Source organism: Novosphingobium fuchskuhlense, assembly GCF_001519075.1.
Taxonomy (GTDB): domain Bacteria; phylum Pseudomonadota; class Alphaproteobacteria; order Sphingomonadales; family Sphingomonadaceae; genus Novosphingobium; species Novosphingobium fuchskuhlense.
The window spans coordinates 243,531-259,528 of the sequence record NZ_KQ954246.1; the positions used below are offsets into that span (position 1 = coordinate 243,531).

Annotated in this window: 16 protein-coding genes; 10 read left to right on the top strand and 6 right to left on the bottom strand. The window is 68.7% G+C overall.

The window, feature by feature from the left end:
• Window position 1: 1 nt before the first annotated feature.
• Genes rnhA through ispH form a run of 3 tightly spaced genes read right to left on the bottom strand, consistent with a single transcriptional unit; the run spans window position 2 to window position 2,419 of the window.
• A complete protein-coding gene (gene rnhA, locus AQZ52_RS15100) occupies window positions 2-433 on the bottom strand; it encodes a ribonuclease HI (RefSeq protein ID WP_067912795.1) in 432 nt (143 codons plus the stop codon).
• A complete protein-coding gene (thrB, locus tag AQZ52_RS15105; RefSeq protein ID WP_067912799.1) occupies window positions 430-1,428 on the bottom strand; it encodes a homoserine kinase in 999 nt (332 codons plus the stop codon). The genes rnhA and thrB overlap by 4 nt, the downstream gene beginning before the upstream one ends.
• Window positions 1,429-1,438: 10 nt before the next feature.
• Window positions 1,439-2,419, bottom strand: a complete 981-nt coding sequence (ispH, locus tag AQZ52_RS15110; RefSeq protein WP_067912802.1) for a 4-hydroxy-3-methylbut-2-enyl diphosphate reductase — start codon at window positions 2,417-2,419, stop codon at window positions 1,439-1,441.
• A gap of 121 nt (window positions 2,420-2,540) precedes the next feature.
• Here ispH and AQZ52_RS15115 point away from each other — a divergent pair, with 121 nt between their 5' ends.
• The 10 genes from AQZ52_RS15115 to AQZ52_RS15160 all read left to right on the top strand — a co-directional run bounded on the left by AQZ52_RS15115 (window position 2,541) and on the right by AQZ52_RS15160 (window position 12,223).
• A complete protein-coding gene (locus AQZ52_RS15115) occupies window positions 2,541-3,227 on the top strand; it encodes a hypothetical protein (RefSeq protein ID WP_067912804.1) in 687 nt (228 codons plus the stop codon).
• Window positions 3,228-3,294: 67 nt separating this feature from the next.
• On the top strand, window positions 3,295-5,058 hold the full coding sequence (gene argS / locus AQZ52_RS15120) for an arginine--tRNA ligase (RefSeq protein ID WP_067912808.1): 1,764 nt from the start codon (window positions 3,295-3,297) through the stop codon (window positions 5,056-5,058).
• 4 nt (window positions 5,059-5,062) lie between these two features.
• Complete coding sequence (locus tag AQZ52_RS15125) at window positions 5,063-5,872, top strand: SPOR domain-containing protein (RefSeq protein WP_082698104.1); 810 nt, start codon at window positions 5,063-5,065, stop codon at window positions 5,870-5,872.
• Window positions 5,873-5,945: 73 nt separating this feature from the next.
• On the top strand, window positions 5,946-6,965 hold the full coding sequence (gene nagZ / locus AQZ52_RS15130; protein WP_067912811.1) for a beta-N-acetylhexosaminidase: 1,020 nt from the start codon (window positions 5,946-5,948) through the stop codon (window positions 6,963-6,965).
• Window positions 6,965-7,786 (top strand): segregation and condensation protein A, encoded by an 822-nt coding sequence (locus AQZ52_RS15135; protein WP_082698106.1) that lies wholly within the window; start codon window positions 6,965-6,967, stop codon window positions 7,784-7,786. The genes nagZ and AQZ52_RS15135 overlap by 1 nt, the downstream gene beginning before the upstream one ends.
• Entirely contained in the window at window positions 7,783-8,391 is a 609-nt protein-coding gene (gene scpB / locus AQZ52_RS15140) for an SMC-Scp complex subunit ScpB (protein WP_067912814.1), read from the top strand. The genes AQZ52_RS15135 and scpB overlap by 4 nt, the downstream gene beginning before the upstream one ends.
• Window positions 8,392-8,449: 58 nt before the next feature.
• Window positions 8,450-8,695, top strand: a complete 246-nt coding sequence (gene tatA / locus AQZ52_RS15145; protein ID WP_067912817.1) for a twin-arginine translocase TatA/TatE family subunit — start codon at window positions 8,450-8,452, stop codon at window positions 8,693-8,695.
• A 27-nt stretch (window positions 8,696-8,722) separates the two neighbouring features.
• Complete coding sequence (tatB, locus tag AQZ52_RS15150; protein ID WP_067912820.1) at window positions 8,723-9,175, top strand: Sec-independent protein translocase protein TatB; 453 nt, start codon at window positions 8,723-8,725, stop codon at window positions 9,173-9,175.
• Complete coding sequence (gene tatC, locus AQZ52_RS15155) at window positions 9,175-9,957, top strand: twin-arginine translocase subunit TatC (protein ID WP_067912823.1); 783 nt, start codon at window positions 9,175-9,177, stop codon at window positions 9,955-9,957. Before tatB ends, tatC begins: the two co-directional genes overlap by 1 nt.
• Window positions 9,958-10,048: 91 nt before the next feature.
• A complete protein-coding gene (locus tag AQZ52_RS15160; RefSeq protein WP_169793757.1) occupies window positions 10,049-12,223 on the top strand; it encodes an endo-1,4-beta-xylanase in 2,175 nt (724 codons plus the stop codon).
• Window positions 12,224-12,420: 197 nt separating this feature from the next.
• Here AQZ52_RS15160 and AQZ52_RS15165 read toward each other — a convergent pair whose 3' ends face one another.
• The 3 genes from AQZ52_RS15165 to AQZ52_RS15175 are packed head-to-tail and all read right to left on the bottom strand — an operon-like array spanning window position 12,421 to window position 15,986.
• The gene (locus AQZ52_RS15165) at window positions 12,421-13,347 is read right to left on the bottom strand and encodes a glutathione S-transferase family protein (protein ID WP_067912829.1); all 927 of its coding nucleotides are present in this window, start codon (window positions 13,345-13,347) and stop codon (window positions 12,421-12,423) included.
• A 12-nt stretch (window positions 13,348-13,359) separates the two neighbouring features.
• The gene (locus tag AQZ52_RS15170; protein WP_067912832.1) at window positions 13,360-15,078 is read right to left on the bottom strand and encodes an amidohydrolase; all 1,719 of its coding nucleotides are present in this window, start codon (window positions 15,076-15,078) and stop codon (window positions 13,360-13,362) included.
• The gene (locus AQZ52_RS15175; RefSeq protein WP_067912835.1) at window positions 15,078-15,986 is read right to left on the bottom strand and encodes an NAD(P)-dependent oxidoreductase; all 909 of its coding nucleotides are present in this window, start codon (window positions 15,984-15,986) and stop codon (window positions 15,078-15,080) included. The genes AQZ52_RS15170 and AQZ52_RS15175 overlap by 1 nt, the downstream gene beginning before the upstream one ends.
• Window positions 15,987-15,998 lie beyond the last annotated feature (12 nt).

The window sequence follows — 15,998 nt, forward strand, 5'->3', positions numbered from 1 at the left end:
CTCAGGCCGCGATGGCCGCGTCGCTGGCGAGCTTGTCGACACGCTCGTTCTCGGGGTGGCCATCGTGACCCTTCACCCAGACCCACTCGATCCTGTGCGGACGCACCGCCGCGAGCAGCGCGCGCCACAGGTCCTCATTCTTGACCGGCTTGTTGTCGGCGGTCTTCCAGCCCTTTTTCTGCCAGCCGAACACCCATTTGGTGATTCCATCGAGCACGTAGCGGCTGTCGGTGTGGAGCGTCACCTGGCACGGCTGCTTCAGCGCCTCGAGCCCCTTGATCGCCGCCATCAACTCCATGCGGTTGTTGGTCGTCTCGCGCTCGCTGCCGGAAAGTTCCTTTTCGACCTCGCCCATGCGCAGCAGCGTGCCCCAGCCGCCCTTGCCGGGATTGCCCTTGCACGCGCCGTCGGTGAAGATCTGGACGTGCTTCACGCGAAAATCTCCGGGTTTGCCTTGTAGAAGCCGAGCCGTCGCGCCGGGCCCATCGGATCCTTCGGCGTGACGAGCGCATCGGCCGGCGTGTTGAGCCAGTCCCATGCGCGGCTCATCGCGAAACGCATCGCAGCGCCCTGGCCCAGCAGCGGCAGCGCGGCGCGTTCGTCCGCGCCGAGCGGTCGCACGCTTTCATAGCCTTCGATCAGCGCGGCGGAAACATCGGGGCGGAACCGGTCGTCCTTGTCGAAGCACCAGGCGACATGGGTGACGGCCAGATCGTAGGCGAGGATGTCGTTGCAGGCGAAGTAGAAGTCGATGAGGCCGGTGACCACATCATCCAGCATCAGCACGTTGTCCGGGAACAGGTCGGCGTGGATCACCCCGGAGGGCAGGTCCGCCGGCCAGTTTGCGGCAAGGCGTGGCAGTTCGTTTGCAACGATCCCGGCGAGGTCGGGGTCGATCCGCGCCAGGCCATCGGTCCCGCAGGCGGCGGCGAGGCGCTGCCATTCGGCAACGCCCATGCCGTTGGCGCGGCTCGCGGGGAAGTCTGCCGCGGCGAGGTGCAGGCGGGCGAGTTCGCCACCCACTGCGCGGGCCTGCCCGGCGGTCGGCGTATTGACCGATACGCCGGGGAGATATTCGATCAGCGCGAGCGCCTTGTCACCGCGCATCTGGAACAGGGCTCCGTCGCGGTCGTGGATCGTGCGCGGCACCGGGCAGCCCTTCGCCGCGAGATGATCGAGCAGCGAGAGGAAGTAGGGCAGGTCCTCAAGCTCGATGCGGAATTCGTACATCGTCAGGATGAACCGCGCGCCGGCCCCTTCATGCCCGGCCCCGTCTTGCCCAGCCCCGTTCTGCCCAGTCGTGTCGAGCAGCCAGTTGCTGTTGGATACGCCCTCGGCGATGCCTTTGGCCGAAACCAGCGTGCCAACGTCGAAACGGGCGATCAGCGCGGCCATTTCCTCCGCGCCGAGATGCGTATAGACTGCCATGGGTCCGGCTTCAGTCGGCGAGCTGACGCGGCAGCTTGAACACCATGTTCTCGACCGTTGTCGTCACGGTCTCCTCCTCGACCACGCGCCAAGCGCGCAAGGTATCAACCACCTCGCGCACCAGAACTTCGGGAGCGGAGGCCCCCGCGGTGAGGCCCAGCGTCTCGACACCTTCGAGCCAGGCGCGGTCGATCTCCGACCCGCGCTGGATCAGCCGGGCCGGGATCCCCTCGCGCTCCGCCACTTCGACCAGGCGAAGCGAGTTCGAACTGTTGGGCGCGCCGATCACCAGCAGAAGATCGCAGCGCGCTGCGATGGACTTCACGGCTGCCTGCCGGTTGGAAGTGGCGTAGCAGATATCCTCGGCACGCGGGCCGCTGATATCAGGGAAGCGGGTGCGCAGCGCGGCGACGATCTCACGCGTGTCGTCGACCGAAAGCGTAGTCTGGGTCAGGAACGCGAGCGGCGTGCCCGGCGTAAAATCGAGCGCGGCGACGTCGTCCAGCGTCTCGACCAGCGTAATCGCGCCTTCGGGCACCTGGCCCATCGTGCCGATCACTTCGGGATGGCCCTTGTGGCCGACGAAGAGGATGTGCCGTCCGGCCTCAACCTGGCGTTCGGCCTGGCGATGGACCTTGCTGACGAGCGGGCAGGTGGCATCGAGCCAGTCAAGCCCGCGCTCTGTTGCGGCGGCGGGCACCACCTTGGGCACGCCATGCGCGGAAAACACCACCGGCGCGCCATCTGGCACCTCGTCGAGCTCTTCCACGAAGACCGCGCCCTTGGCCTTCAGTCCATCGACCACGAAACGGTTGTGGACGATTTCATGGCGCACGTAGACCGGCTGGCCGAAGCGGTCGAGCGCGCGCTCGACGATCTCGATCGCCCGGTCCACCCCGGCGCAGAATCCGCGCGGGGCGGCGATCAGCAGCTTGAGCGGGGCGAGGCCGGTGTCGTCGGCGGCGGGCGAAAGGGGGCTTGCAGTGTTCATCGCGCATGTCCTTAGCAGGGGGGCGCTTCCGCGCAAAGCCGCCGCGAGTGGGGGATGCAGCATTGCGCCCCGGTACTGCGGTGGCTAGAGGATGCGCTGATCGCTGCCCAAGGATGCCTGAATGAACCTGCCCGCCTTCCGTTCCGCGTCCCTTCGGCGGCTTGCTCCGCTCACCGCGCTGGCGCTGATCGGCGCGCTCGGTGCCTGCAAGAGCGGCGGCGGCGAACTGGTGGTAGACGACAGCGTGGGCGTCACCGCACTGCGCAGCCCGTGCCCGCTGGTCGAAATTCCGGACATGACCGGCGATGTCACGCTGTTTTCCGAGCCCGGCCGCACCGATGCCGGCGCGCTTGACCTGACCGCCTCGATCACCAACCTGCGCAGCACGTGTGACGATGCCAAGGGGCAGACCCAGCTGCGCAGCGAGGCGACGTTCGATGTCTATGCCCGCCGCACCGATACCCGCGGCGCGCGCCGTGTCGTGCTCCCCTATTTCTCGGCGGTGGTCCGTGGCGGCACTGTCGTGATCGCCAAGCGGCTCGGTTCGGTCACGCTCGATTTCGCCGATGGGCAGGAACGTGCCCAGGCGCAGGGCCGTGCCGGCTCGACCGTCGACCGTGCCGAGGCAACGCTGCCGACCAACGTGCGCCGGCTGCTGACCCGCAAGCGCAGGGCCGGCGAAGCCGATGCCGCGACCGATCCGCTGGCGCTGCCCGAAGTGCGGGCGGCGCTCGCCAAGGCGAGCTTCGAGCTGGTGGTGGGCTTCCAGCTCACCGACGCGCAGCTGAAGTACAACGCCACGCGTTAGGACCTGACCCTGGGCGATATGCCGGCAGGCATTCCCTCTTGCGCGCGCTTGGGCTAACGGCGCGGGCATGACTGAAACCGCATCTGCTTCCGCTCTTCCCCTCTTCGCCGATTTTGCCGGCGTGATCGACCGCGCGCTCGATGCGCTGGTTGCGACTGGCTCGCTCCCAGCGGGTCTGGCGCGAAGCGGGGTGACCTGCGAGCCGCCGCGCGAGGCGAGCCATGGCGACATCTCGACCAACGCCGCGATGGTGCTGGCCAAGCCGGCCGGCACCAATCCGCGTGCACTGGCCGCGCTGCTGGTCGAGGAACTCGGACGTGAGCCGCGCGTCGTCTCGGCCGAGATTGCCGGGCCGGGCTTCATCAACCTGCGGCTGGCGGACAGCGCATGGCTTGGCGAACTCGGCCTGATCGCGGCTTCGGCGGGCGATTATGGCCGTTCCGCGATGGGCGGGGGCAGCATGGTCAATGTCGAGTATGTCTCGGCCAACCCCACCGGGCCGATGCACATGGGCCACTGCCGCGGCGCGGTGGTGGGCGATGCGCTCGCCAGCCTGCTCGAATTTGCCGGTCACCGCGTGACGCGCGAATACTACGTCAACGACGCCGGGGCGCAGGTCGATGTGCTCGCCTGCTCGGTCCACTTGCGGTATCGCGAGGCGCTGGGCGAGGATGTCGGCGCGGTGCCGGAGGGGCTCTATCCGGGCGACTACCTCGTGCCGGTCGGGCAGGCGCTCGCCACTGAGTTTGGTGACAAGTACGCCAAGGCTCCAGAAGCCGACTGGCTGGTGCTGTTCCGTGGCCGCGCGGTCGCCGCGATGATGGACATGATCCGCGATGACCTCGCCACGCTTGGCATCCACCACGACCTGTTCTCGTCCGAGGCGGAACTGCAGGCCTCGGGCAAGGTCGATGCCGCCGAGGCGTGGCTGCGCGCGCACGATCTGGTCTATGATGGCGTCCTCGAAGCGCCCAAAGGGAAAACGCCCGAAGACTGGGAACCGGTCGAATTGCCGCTTTTCCGCTCGACGAAGTTCGGCGACGATCAGGATCGCCCGATCAAGAAATCGAACGGCGCCTGGACCTACTTCGGTGCCGACCTCGCCTACCATTTCCAGAAGGCGCAGGCGGCCGACGCGCTCGTCGATATCTGGGGGGCGGACCATGCCGGCACGGTGAAACGGATCAAGGCCGCCGTCGCCGCGCTGACCAGCGCCGAGAGCGGGGCGCCGAAACCCTTCGAGGTCAAGCTGGTCCAGATGGTCCAGTTGATGAAGGGCGGCCAGCCGTTCAAGATGTCGAAGCGTGCCGGCAACTTCGTGACGCTCGCCGATGTGGTCGAGATGGTCGGCAAGGATGTGGTGCGTTTCACCATGCTCGCCCGCAAGCCCGACGCGCAGATGGACTTCGATTTCGACAAGGTGGTCGAAGCCTCGAAGGACAATCCGGTGTTCTACGTGCAGTATGCCCATGCCCGGATCCGCTCGACCCTGCGCAAGGCAGCGGCGGAGGGCCTTGCGCCCTCGGGCGAGCACGTGGCGCTGCTCGGCGCGGAGGAAATCGCGCTCGTCAGGCTTGCCGCGCAGTTCCCGCGCGTGGTCGAAAGCGCGGCCGCCGCGCGCGAGCCGCACCGCGTTGCCTTCTTCCTCTATGACCTCGCCGCCGGGTTCCACGCCTACTGGAACGTTGGCAACGATCGGCCGGACAAGCGCTTCATTGTGGCACAGGATGCAGCGCTCACTTCGGCGCGCCTTTTCCTCGCCTCGCAAATCGGGCAAGTGGTGAAGAACGGGCTGGCCATTCTGGGTGTGGAGGCCGCCGAGGAGCTTTGACGCAATGGTTAACATCGGGACTGGCGAAGGCGACGAGAACGAGGGCCTTCCGATCAATCCGGCAGCCTGGGGCGAGGACGCGCAGCACGCCGCCGAGCAGGGCCTCGCTGCCGTCCACGACGAGGCGCAGGAAACGGCGGACAGCCTGTTCGAGGGCGCACCGGCAGAACGCCTTGCGCTGGGCGACGAGGAACGTCTGCCCTGGCTCGAGAGTGCCGAAGATGTCGATTTTGACGAGCCGGGCCCCGACAACAGCCGCCTGATCGGCTTCGGTGTGCTGGCGGTGCTGCTGCTGGCGGCGCTGGTTGGCGGCATCTACTGGTTCTCGCACCGGGGCGCTGCACCAGCTGCGGCAGACGGCAGCCTGATCGCGGCGAGCAAGGAGCCCTACAAGGTCGCGCCCAAGGATCCCGGCGGCAAGACTTTCGAAGGCACCGGTGACGCCAGCTTCAAGGTGAGCGAGGGCGAGAAGCCGGCCGCCAACCTTGCCGGCAGCGCGGCCCCCGCCGCCACGCCGGCACCCGCGGCCAAGCCAACCGCCGCGGCGGCGGCCCCGGCGGCCCCGGCGGCTCCGGCGTCGGGCGTGGGTGTGCAGGTCGGCGCGTTCTCGACCAACGCTTCGGCAGAAGCGGCTTGGGCAAAGCTCAGCGCTGCGCACGCTGCGCTCTCGGGCCTGTCGCACCGCGTGGTGGAGGGCAAGGCCGATATGGCGACCGTGTTCCGCCTCCAGGCCGTCACCGGCGATCTCGCCGCCGCCAATGCGCTCTGCGCCAAGCTGCAGGCAGGCGGCCTCAAGTGCCAGGTGAAGCGCTGAGATAGGGGCTTTTCCCCGTGATCCACCGGCCCCGGCCTTGCGCCGGGGCGGGCTTTGCGCAAATCCTCGGCACATGCTGCCGGCGATCTTTGGCCTGTCGGGCCCCACTCTCAGCGATGACGAGCGCGCCTTCTTCCGCGATTGCGATCCGGCGGGCTACATCCTGTTCGGCCGCAACGTGGAAAGCCGCGCCCAGCTGCGCGCGCTGACCGATGACCTGCGCGGCCTTCATGGACGGGATCGCACCTTCATCTGCATCGATCAGGAAGGTGGCCGGGTTGCGCGGATGAAGCCACCGGTCTGGGCCGCCTATCCTTCCGGCGCGGCGTTCGACCGGCTTTACGAGCTTGCCCCGATCAGCGCGATCGAGGCCGCCCGCGCCCATGCCGAGGCGCTTGGGCTCGATCTGGCAGAAGCGGGGATCAGCGTTGATTGCCTGCCGCTGCTCGACGTGCGGCAGGAAGGCGCGCACGATGTGATCGGCGATCGCGCGCTGGGGCACGAGCCGCTGCGCGTCGCGGCGCTCGGCCGGGCGATGCTCGAAGGCCTCGCCCGTGCCGGGGTGGCCGGGGTGATCAAGCATATCCCGGGGCACGGCCGCGCCGGGGTGGACAGCCACAAGGAACTGCCGACCGTCACCGCGAGCGCGGAGGAGCTCGAAACCGACCTCGCCCCGTTCCGCAGCCTCAGGGACAGCCTCATCGGGATGACCGCCCACGTGCGCTATACCGCCTGGGATGACGAGAACCCGGCCACGCTTTCAGCCACCGTTATCCGTGATGTCATCCGCAGCCGCATCGGCTTCCAGGGCCTGCTCCTCACTGATGATCTCGACATGCAGGCGCTTGGCGGCGCGGTGCCCGAACGGGCGGCGCGGGCGCAGGCGGCAGGCTGCGACATCGCGCTCAATTGCTGGGCAAGGATGGACGACATGGTCGGGATCGCCAAGGCCATGGCCCCGATGTCTGCGCAAACCGCCGCGCGGCTCGTGCAGGCGCTCGCCCCCACCAGCGACTTTGCCGTGCCCGTCGATCTGGAGCGGCAGGCCGAACGCACCGCCACGCGCGACCGCCTGCTGGCGCTGGCGGCGTGATGGACGAGGTTGCCCTGTCCGATCCGCTCCCGGCGGACGACTGGGACGACACCGTCCTCGACGTGCCCCCCGAGGCGCGCGAGGGAGAGCCCGATACGCTGACCCTGGCCATTGACGGCTGGGAAGGGCCGCTCCATCTGCTGCTCGATCTGGCGCGGCGGCAGAAGGTCGATCTGCGCAAGATATCGATCCTCGCGCTGGTCGATCAGTACCTTGCCTTTGTCGAGCGCGCCGGAGCGCAGCGGCTTGAACTGGCGGCGGACTACCTCGTCATGGCGGCGTGGCTCGCCTGGCTGAAGTCGTTGCTTCTCCTGCCGCGCGATCCCGAAGTGCAGCCGAGCCCGGAGGAACTGGCGCTGCGCCTGCAGCTCAGGCTCCAGCGGCTCGGCGCGATGCGCGAGGCGGGCGCCCGGCTCATGGCGCGCGACCGGCTGGGCCGCGATGTCTTCCCGCGCGGTGCTCCGGAAGGCCTCAGGACCCTGCGGCAGGTGCGCTGGCAGTGCGATCTCTTCGCGCTGATGCAGGCCTATGGCCATATCCAGCACCGGGGGCGGCCCGTCGTCCACATGGTCCGTGCGCGCCCGGTGATGACGCTGGAGGCCGCCATCGCCCGGGTCGAGGCGCTGATCGGCGTGGCGATCGACTGGACTGCGCTCACCAGCTTCCTGCCGCCAAGCGAGCCGGACACGGACCCGCGCCTTGTCCGCTCCGCGCTGGCTTCCAGCTTCGTTGCCGCGCTGGAGCTTGCCAAACAGGGCAAGGTCGAGATTGCGCAGGCCGAGACTTTCGCGCCCTTGATGCTGCGCCGGTGCGCGGGATGAACGACGTGGAGCGCGCGGTCGAGGCGGCGCTGTTCGCCGCCGAAGCGCCGATGAGCGCGGAGGAGATTTCGCGCCATCTCGGCGGGGCGGATGTCGCCGCCGCGCTGGAGACGCTTGCGGCGCGCTACGCCGGGCGGGGCGTGGAGCTCGTCCTGCGCGGGGACCGCTGGCATTTCCAGACCGCGCCCGATCTGGCCCACCTGCTGCGCCGGGAGCGCGAGGATGTGCGCCGGCTTTCCCGCGCGGCGACCGAGGCGCTGGCCATCATCGCCTATCACGAGCCCGTCAGCCGTGCCGAGATCGAGGCGATCCGCGGCGTACAGACTGCCAAGGGCACGCTCGACGTGCTGATGGAAGCGGGCTGGATCAAGGTCGCCGGCCGCCGTGAAGGCCCCGGCCGTCCGACGATCTACGCCACCACGCCCGCGTTCCTCGCGCACTTCGGCCTTGAATCACGGCGTGACCTGCCGGGGATCGAGGAACTGCGCGCCGCCGGGCTGCTCGATCCGGTCGAGGCCGTGTTTGCCGGCGAACCCGACGTTGAGCCCGACGTTGAGCCCGACGATGAGACCGTTGGTGCATCGGAGCTTGACGAATCTGCGTGAGGTTGCTGGCAGTTTCGCACAGGATGTCCTATCTGATGGGGCATAAAGGAGATTACCCATGGGCGCGCTGTCCCTTCCGCATCTGATCATTCTGGCGCTGGTCGTCCTCATCCTCTTCGGCCGCGGCCGCATCTCGGAGATGATGGGCGATTTCGGCAAGGGTATCAAAAGTTTCAAGCAGGGCATGAGCGAGGGCACCGAAACGCCGCTCGTCCAGCCGCCGGTGCAGATCCAGCAGCAGCCGGTCGCCCCGGCGCAGCCTGCCCCGCAGGCCGAGCAGACCGGCTCCGGCCCCGCCGCCTGATCCCGCACCCGCTTCAGGCCTGAAACGATGTTCGGCATTGCGCCAGACGAGATGCTGCTCGTCGTGATCGTGGCGATCATCGTCATCGGTCCCAAGGACTTGCCCCTTGCGCTGCGCACCGCCGGCCGCTGGATCGGCAAGATCCGCCGCGTGTCCGGCCACTTCCGCACCGGCATCGAGACCATGATCCGCGAGGCGGAGATGGAGGAGATGGAGCGCAAGTGGAAGGAGCAGAACGCGGCGATCATGGCCGCACATCCCGCCCCTGATCCGGCGGCAGGGCAGACCGCCGAAGCGGCGACCGACCAAAACGATCCGCCGCCTCTGATGACCCCGCTGCCTGCCCCTGTCGCGGCGGCGATCGATCCCGAAGTGGCCGCCGTCGCGCCGACCGAACCCGCTGCCGAACCGCTCGGCGAGCTGCTCCCCATCGCCGAACGCCCTGCCCGTCCTAGAAGCTCCGGTAGCGGAAGCGCGTGATGATCAGCGATATCGACGAGACCCAGGCCCCGCTGCTCGACCACCTGCTCGAGCTGCGCACGCGGCTGCTGCGCTGCGTCTATGCGCTCGCCGTTGCGTTCCTCGTCTGCTTCCTGTTTCGCAACCAGATCCTCGCCATTCTGGTCCAGCCGCTGGTTCAGGCTTTTCCGGCGGGGCAGGGCAAGCTGATCTACACCAAGCTCTATTCGGCGTTCTTCGTCGATCTCAAGGTCTCGCTTTTCGCCGCGTTCCTCATCAGCTTTCCGGTGATCGCCAACCAGCTCTGGGCCTTCATCGCCCCCGGGCTCTATGCGAAGGAAAAGAAGGCCTTCCTGCCTTTCCTGATCGCCACGCCGATCCTGTTCAGCATGGGCGCGAGCCTGGCCTATTTCGTCGTGATGCCCACCGCCTTCCGCTGGTTCATCGGCTTCCAGGGAGATCGCGGCGGCCTGCAGCTCGAGGCGCTGCCGGGGATCGAGGAGTACCTCAATCTCGTCATGCAGTTCATCTTCGCCTTCGGGATCAGCTTCCTGCTGCCCGTGCTGCTGATGCTGCTGAACCGCGCCGGGATCGTGACCCGCGCGCAGCTCGTGGCGGCGCGCCGCTACGTGATCGTCGGTATCACCGCGCTTGCCGCCGTGATCACCCCGCCCGATGTGCTGAGCCAGCTGATGCTCGCCATCCCGCTGATGATCCTGTTCGAAGGCACGCTCGTCGTGATGCGCTTCGCAGAAAACAAGGACGCCGAGGAGAAGGCCAAGGCGGAGGCGGCAGGGGCCTGATCGCAGCGGCAGGGCGCGGCGGCGCGTACGGGCTTGCTCCGGTTCGGGCAAGGTGCCTAACCTTGCCGTCATGCGCCGAGGGGGGTTGGCCATGTTTCGCTGCCTGTTTGCCGCTGTGTTGCTGTTGCCCGCTCCGGCGCTGGCCGCAGAAACGCTCGTGCCCCTCGCAAACCCCGGCTTCGAGGGCGCCTACACCGCGCTTCCCGCCGGCGGCACCGTCAGCGGGGAGACCGCCGAAGGGTGGGACCACAACAGCGGCTATGGCGATACGACGACGGTCTACAGCCGCGAGACGAGCAACCCGCATTCGGGCAGCGCCTGTCAGGCCATTGCGGTCGGCGCGGTGCGGGATGGCAACCTCCAGCTGCTGCAGGGCGTGGCGCTGAAGGCCGGGACGGTGGTGACGCTTACCGCCTGGCTGCGCGGCGCGCCCGGCACTTTCGCCAATGTCTCGCTGCAGGGCGGGCCCCCCGGCTATGCCGAGATCGCGGGAACGGCGGCGGCGGTCGGGCCCGGATGGCAGCGCGTGCTGGCGCAGGGCTATGCCACGGCGGATGAGAACGCGTCCATCGTGATCAGCCTCAACGCGCCGGGCCGCATCTGCATTGATGATGTGCGCATCACCACGCGCCCCGGCAAGCCCGCGCCGGTAGCCGGGTTCGGGCCGGTCCAGCCCGGTTTCTTCGGCATCCACGTCTCCAATTTCCAGTTCAACCGCCTGCGCAATCCCGGCTTTGCCGCGCCGACGCGCAGCGCGGGCGCGGAGGGGGCAGCGATCAGCGGCGAAATCGCGCACGATTGGGACGACAATTCGGAATGGGCCGATGTCGCGGTGCGTTATGCGCCGGACAGCACGCCGGTCCCCGGCGGGGGCGGCGCGCAAGCCGTCACGATCAGCCGTGTCACCGCTGGCCGCCAGCAGATGCTGCAGAGCGTGCGCGTGGTGCCGGGGCGCAGCTATACCTTCACGGCGCTGCTGCGCGGCACGCCGGGCCTCGCGGTGGACATGCTGATCCGCAATGCGGATGATCCCTACAACGCCCATGCTCTTGCCACGATCAACGATCTTGGCAGCACCTGGAAACGCTACACGGTCAGCGGCAAGGTCGGCCCGAGTGGCCGCATCGACCTGATGTTCGCGGCGGATCGGCCCGGCACCTACAGCGTGGCGGATGTCACCTTCACCACCGCTGATGGCAAGGCGGTGCCAGCCGGCGTGCGCGTCTCGCCGCCGGGCTTCGGGCTGCTGCGCCTGTGGGACAGCGGCACGACCTGGGCCGTGCTCGAACCCAAGCCGGGCGCGTGGCAGTGGGATCAGCTCGATCGCTGGCTGGCGGCGCGCGCGCCCGGGCAGGCGGTGATGCTCACGCTCGGCCAGTCGCCCACCTGGGCCTCGTCCGATCCGGGCTGGGTGAACTATAACGGCGCGGGCGCGGCGGCGCCGCCGAGGAACATCGCCGACTGGACAAACTACGTCACCAAGGTCGCCACCCGCTACAAGGGGCGCATCCAGTATTACGAGATCTGGAACGAGCCCAACGACAAGACCTTCTATGCGGGCAACGTTGCGCAGCTTGCCGAGCTGACCCGCACCGCCAGCGCGGTGATCCGCCGGATCGATCCCGCCGCGAAGATCGTCACCGCGCCGCCCTATTCCCCGGGCTACCTCGACCAGTATCTCGCGACCGGCGCGGCAGAGCTCGCCGACGTGATCGGCTACCACGTCTATGCCACGCCGCCCGAGGAAGCCGCGCGTCAGCTTGCCAACGTCCGCCTCGTGCTCGCCCGGCGGACGACCAAGCCGCTGTGGGATACCGAAGGCGGCAGCGGCGACGGCACGACGCCGCCGGACAAGGCGCGCACCTATATGGCGCGCAAGTATCTGGTGGACATGGCGGTCGGTGCCTCCCACTTCGGCTGGTACGGCTGGGGACCGGACACGCCCTATGCCGTGGGTACCGTCGCGCCGGACGATCCGCGGGTCGAGACCCCGGCGGCCAAGGCCTTCTTCACCGTACGCGGCTGGCTGGTGGGAGCAGCGCTAGTCGGCACGCGGATCGATGCGGCGGGCACCTGGCGCATGGCGTTCGATCTGCCCGGCGGAAAACGCGCGCTGGTGCTGTGGAACCCCGGCGGGGCAGCGCGGTTTGCCCTGCCGCAGCCCTATCGCGGCGGAACGGTGACCGATCTCGATGGCGCGACCAGCCCGCTCCCCGGCGCGGCACTGGACCTGACCGAAGCCCCGGTGCTGGTGACCGCACCCTAGAGCCGGAACCCCGGGCCGTCAGTCCCGATCCGGGACAAGTTGACACGGTTGACACAGTCCTGAGGGAAAACTCCCCGGGGGAGGCGACAGGCCTGCGAAGCACCCTTGCGCGGGGAGGGCGGGGGGGATTGACGGGGTTCAAGGAGCAGCGCGCAGCATACCAGAATGCCGGCGCTGTAGGACAACGGCTTGGACGATCAGTCCCCCCGCACGACCCCGAAGCCGTGGCGCGGGAAGTGCACGTTGACCGGGCCGGTCAGCGCATGCTCGCGCCGGATCACGATGGTCCTGGTATCGCAGCGCAGCAGGGTGCCGTGGCTGGGCATCACGCCGTAATCGACCGGGGCGACATGGACGTCGGTGCCGGGCGGAATGGCGGTGATGTCGCTGGCCGCATCGACGGGGAGCGGTTCGGCCGCGCGGGCGACGGCAAGCGCATCCTCGGCGGAAATGGCCTCGCCCGGGTGCTGCGCGAGGGCGCGCATGCGCTCCATCCACGCGCTGACAAGGGGGCGGCTGCTGAGCCAATCGGCCATGCCGCCACCGGCGTGGATGAACCACAGCATGTGGTAGACCGCAAAATCGGCGATGCTGGGCTCCGCACCGAACAGGCAGGCGCGGCCATCGCCGAGCTGCGTTTCCATTTCGGCGAGGAAGCGGGCGTAGCGCGCAAGGGCCTCGTCGACCGGAGGGCGGCGCACTTGCGCCCCGGCGGCGAAATTGGCGCGGTCTTCGGCAAAGGCCTGTGCCGAGCCCGGATCGGCGAAGAAGGTGCCCATGTTCTCGGGCAGGAAGCGCAAGGTGACGGCAGCCCAGAACAGTTCGGTATCAACCCAGCGGGCGAGGGTCTGCGCCGCAAGCAGTTGGCCCGCCGGATAGAGCGTCGGGCGGCTGCCGAGCGCATCGAGATATTCGGCGATCAGCGCGGTGTCGCAATAGACGTCCGCCCCGACCTGCAGCACCGGAATGCGCCGGTAGCCGCCGGTGAGCGCGATGGTGGCAGGCCGCGGCATGACCATCGGCACGATGAGCGAACGCCACGCCAGCCCGCGCGCGCCGAGGATCGCGCGCACCTTTTCCGAGAACGGCGATTCCGGATAGTGGTGCAGGATCAGCTCGGCCATCGCTTCGGTTCCTTATTTCTTCACCGGCTCCGCGCCCGCCGCGCCGCCTTCGGGCTTGTCCGCATCCCACACCTTGCCGCCGCCGACCCAGGTTTCGAACACCCGGGTCTTGCGGATCGCTTCCGGGCTCGCGGTCATCGGATCGGTATCGACGAAGATGAAATCCGCGCGCAGGCCGGGGGCGAGGCGGCCGAAGCGCTTTTCGGCAAAGCCCGCATAGGCGGCATCGGCGGTGTAGCCCGCCAGCGCCGTTTCGCGGCCGACGCGTTCCTGCGGCTGCCAGCCCAGCGGCGGCTGGCCGTCGGCATCGATGCGGCTGATCGCAGCGGCAAAGCCGGTCCACGGATCGGGCAGTTCGACCGGCGTGTCCGAACCGAACGCCAGCACCGCTCCGTGCGCCTTGGCCGAAGCCCAGGCATAGGCCCCGGCCAGCCGCTCCGGTCCCAGCCGCGCTTCGGCCATCAGGCGGTCCGAAGTCTGATGGACGGGCTGCATCGAGGCGATCAGGCCGACCGATTTCGCCACCCGCTCAGCAATCGGCCAATCGGCGGGATCGATGACCTGCGCATGTTCGATGCGCCAGCGCCGATCACCCTTGTAGGTCTGCGCAAGGTCTTCCATCGCGCCGAGCAGCACCGCGTTCGCCTCATCGCCGATGGCGTGGACGGCGATCTGGAAATTGTCCATTGCCGCGCGGCTCATCAGGTTGCCAAGCTGCGTCTGGGTGAGGTTGGGCAGGCCGCGCGTGTCGGGCCTGTCGTGATAGGGCGCCTTGAGCCAGGCCCCGCGCGAGCCGAGCGCGCCGTCCATGTAGAGCTTCACGCCATTGAGGCGCAGCCTATCGGCATAGAGCCACGGGCTGGGGCCGGGGCCGCCGATGGCGACCGTGTTCTCGATCCCTGCGCCATAGGCCATGATCCGCACATAGAGCGTGTTGGCATCCCCGGCGCGGCGGAACGTCTGCCAGTCGGCCATGCTGGTGCCCATGTCCGCCACCGCTGTCAGGCCGCGGCGGTAGAATTCACGCTGGGCGAGCGCGAAGGCGGCGTCGTTGTCGCGCGCGGTCGGCGGCGGGACATGCGACTGGACGAGCGCCTTGGCATTGTCCACCAGCACCCCGGCGGGGCTCCCATCGGCGAGGCGGATGATCTCGCCCCCGCTGGGTGCGGGGGTTGCCGCCGTGACGCCGCCCGCCTTGAGCGCGGCGGAGTTGCCCCAGTTGGCGTGACCGTCCGCGCGTTCGAGCCAGACCGGCCGGTCGCTGACCACCGCATCGAGTTCGGCGGCTGTGGGGAAACGGCCGAGCTTCCAGCGCTCCTGGTTCCAGCCGCCCCCGATCAGCCATGGCCGATCCGGGTGCGCCTTGGCATAGGCGGCGATCTTCTCCAGCGCATCGGCAAGGCTGGTCGTTTCGGACAGATCGAGCGTCAGCGCGGCAAAGCCTGTGCCCATGACATGGGCATGCGCATCGATCAGGCCGGGCAACATGATGCGGCCCTTGCCGTCGATTCGGTACTGGAAGCCCTTCTTTGGTGTCTTTTCGCCCTCGTGGAACAGCGCCTTTACCACGCCGGCATCGTCCATCAGCAGGGCCTTGAAACGCTCGACATGGCCGTCCGCCCCGATGGTCTGGCCCTGCACATTGTCGACAAGGGTGTCGGCCCAGGCCGTTTCCGGGGCGGCAGGGGCAGCAAGGGTGATCGCCAGGGCTGCGAGGCCGGCCCGCACCATCAGCCGTTGCCCCGGCGCGGCAGGCGGCGGATGAGGGCGCTCGTGTCCTGCCGGCCGCCGCCCAGCGCCTGCACATCGGCATAGAACTGGTCGATCAGCGCGGTGGTGGGCACGCTTGCCCCCAGCCCGCGCGCTTCCTCGATGGCGAGGCCGAGATCCTTGCGCATCCAGTCGATCGCGAAGCCGAAGTCGAACTCGTCCTGCGCCATGGTGTGCCAGCGGTTGTCCATCTGCCACGATTGCGCGGCGCCGCCGGAAATCGCCTCGAACACCTTGTCGAGATCGAGGCGTGCGGCCTGGGCGAAGCGGATCGCCTCGGCAAGGCCGGCGATGGCGCCGGCGATGCACATCTGGTTGGCCATCTTGGCCGTCTGACCCGCGCCGGGCTTGCCGACATGGACCACGCGCTTGGCATAGGCGCCGAGCACGCCGCGCGCCGCATCGACGGCTTTTTCGCTGCCGCCGCACATGATCGAGAGCGTACCGGCCTCCGCGCCGGACTGGCCGCCGGTGACCGGCGCATCGACGCAGAGCAGTTCCTTGTCGCGCCCCTCGACCGCGATCTGGCGGGCAATCCGCGCCGAAACGGTGGTGTGATCGATGAACAGCGCGCCCCGGCGCAGCGTGCTGAACACGCCGGTGGGGCTGAGCACGACGTCGGAGAGGTCATCGTCGTTGCCGACGCAGGTGATCACCACATCCGCGCCTTCTGCCGCCTCTGCCGGGCTGGCCGCGACGCGCGCGGCAAGCCCGGGATGCGCGGCCTGCCACGCTTCGGCGCGGGCGGCGGTGCGGTTGTAGATGGTGAGCGTGTGGCCGGCGGTGCCGAGATGGCGGGCCATGGCCCCGCCCATCACCCCAAGGCCGAGGAAGGAAACGGCAAGCGGCTGCGTGAGTGCGTCTGTCATGGCGTGTGTTCT

Excerpts from the sequence above, each read along its gene's own strand:
- thrB (WP_067912799.1), bottom strand. The coding sequence starts at position 1,428 with ATGGCAGTCTATACGCATCTCGGCGCGGAGGAAATGGCCGCGCTGATC.
- ispH (WP_067912802.1), bottom strand. The coding sequence starts at position 2,419 with ATGAACACTGCAAGCCCCCTTTCGCCCGCCGCCGACGACACCGGCCTC.
- AQZ52_RS15115 (WP_067912804.1), top strand. The coding sequence starts at position 2,541 with ATGAACCTGCCCGCCTTCCGTTCCGCGTCCCTTCGGCGGCTTGCTCCG.
- argS (WP_067912808.1), top strand. The coding sequence starts at position 3,295 with ATGACTGAAACCGCATCTGCTTCCGCTCTTCCCCTCTTCGCCGATTTT.
- AQZ52_RS15125 (WP_082698104.1), top strand. The coding sequence starts at position 5,063 with ATGGTTAACATCGGGACTGGCGAAGGCGACGAGAACGAGGGCCTTCCG.
- nagZ (WP_067912811.1), top strand. The coding sequence starts at position 5,946 with ATGCTGCCGGCGATCTTTGGCCTGTCGGGCCCCACTCTCAGCGATGAC.
- AQZ52_RS15135 (WP_082698106.1), top strand. The coding sequence starts at position 6,965 with ATGGACGAGGTTGCCCTGTCCGATCCGCTCCCGGCGGACGACTGGGAC.
- scpB (WP_067912814.1), top strand. The coding sequence starts at position 7,783 with ATGAACGACGTGGAGCGCGCGGTCGAGGCGGCGCTGTTCGCCGCCGAA.
- tatA (WP_067912817.1), top strand. The coding sequence starts at position 8,450 with ATGGGCGCGCTGTCCCTTCCGCATCTGATCATTCTGGCGCTGGTCGTC.
- tatB (WP_067912820.1), top strand. The coding sequence starts at position 8,723 with ATGTTCGGCATTGCGCCAGACGAGATGCTGCTCGTCGTGATCGTGGCG.
- tatC (WP_067912823.1), top strand. The coding sequence starts at position 9,175 with ATGATCAGCGATATCGACGAGACCCAGGCCCCGCTGCTCGACCACCTG.
- AQZ52_RS15160 (WP_169793757.1), top strand. The coding sequence starts at position 10,049 with ATGTTTCGCTGCCTGTTTGCCGCTGTGTTGCTGTTGCCCGCTCCGGCG.
- AQZ52_RS15165 (WP_067912829.1), bottom strand. The coding sequence starts at position 13,347 with ATGGCCGAGCTGATCCTGCACCACTATCCGGAATCGCCGTTCTCGGAA.
- AQZ52_RS15170 (WP_067912832.1), bottom strand. The coding sequence starts at position 15,078 with ATGGTGCGGGCCGGCCTCGCAGCCCTGGCGATCACCCTTGCTGCCCCT.
- AQZ52_RS15175 (WP_067912835.1), bottom strand. The coding sequence starts at position 15,986 with ATGACAGACGCACTCACGCAGCCGCTTGCCGTTTCCTTCCTCGGCCTT.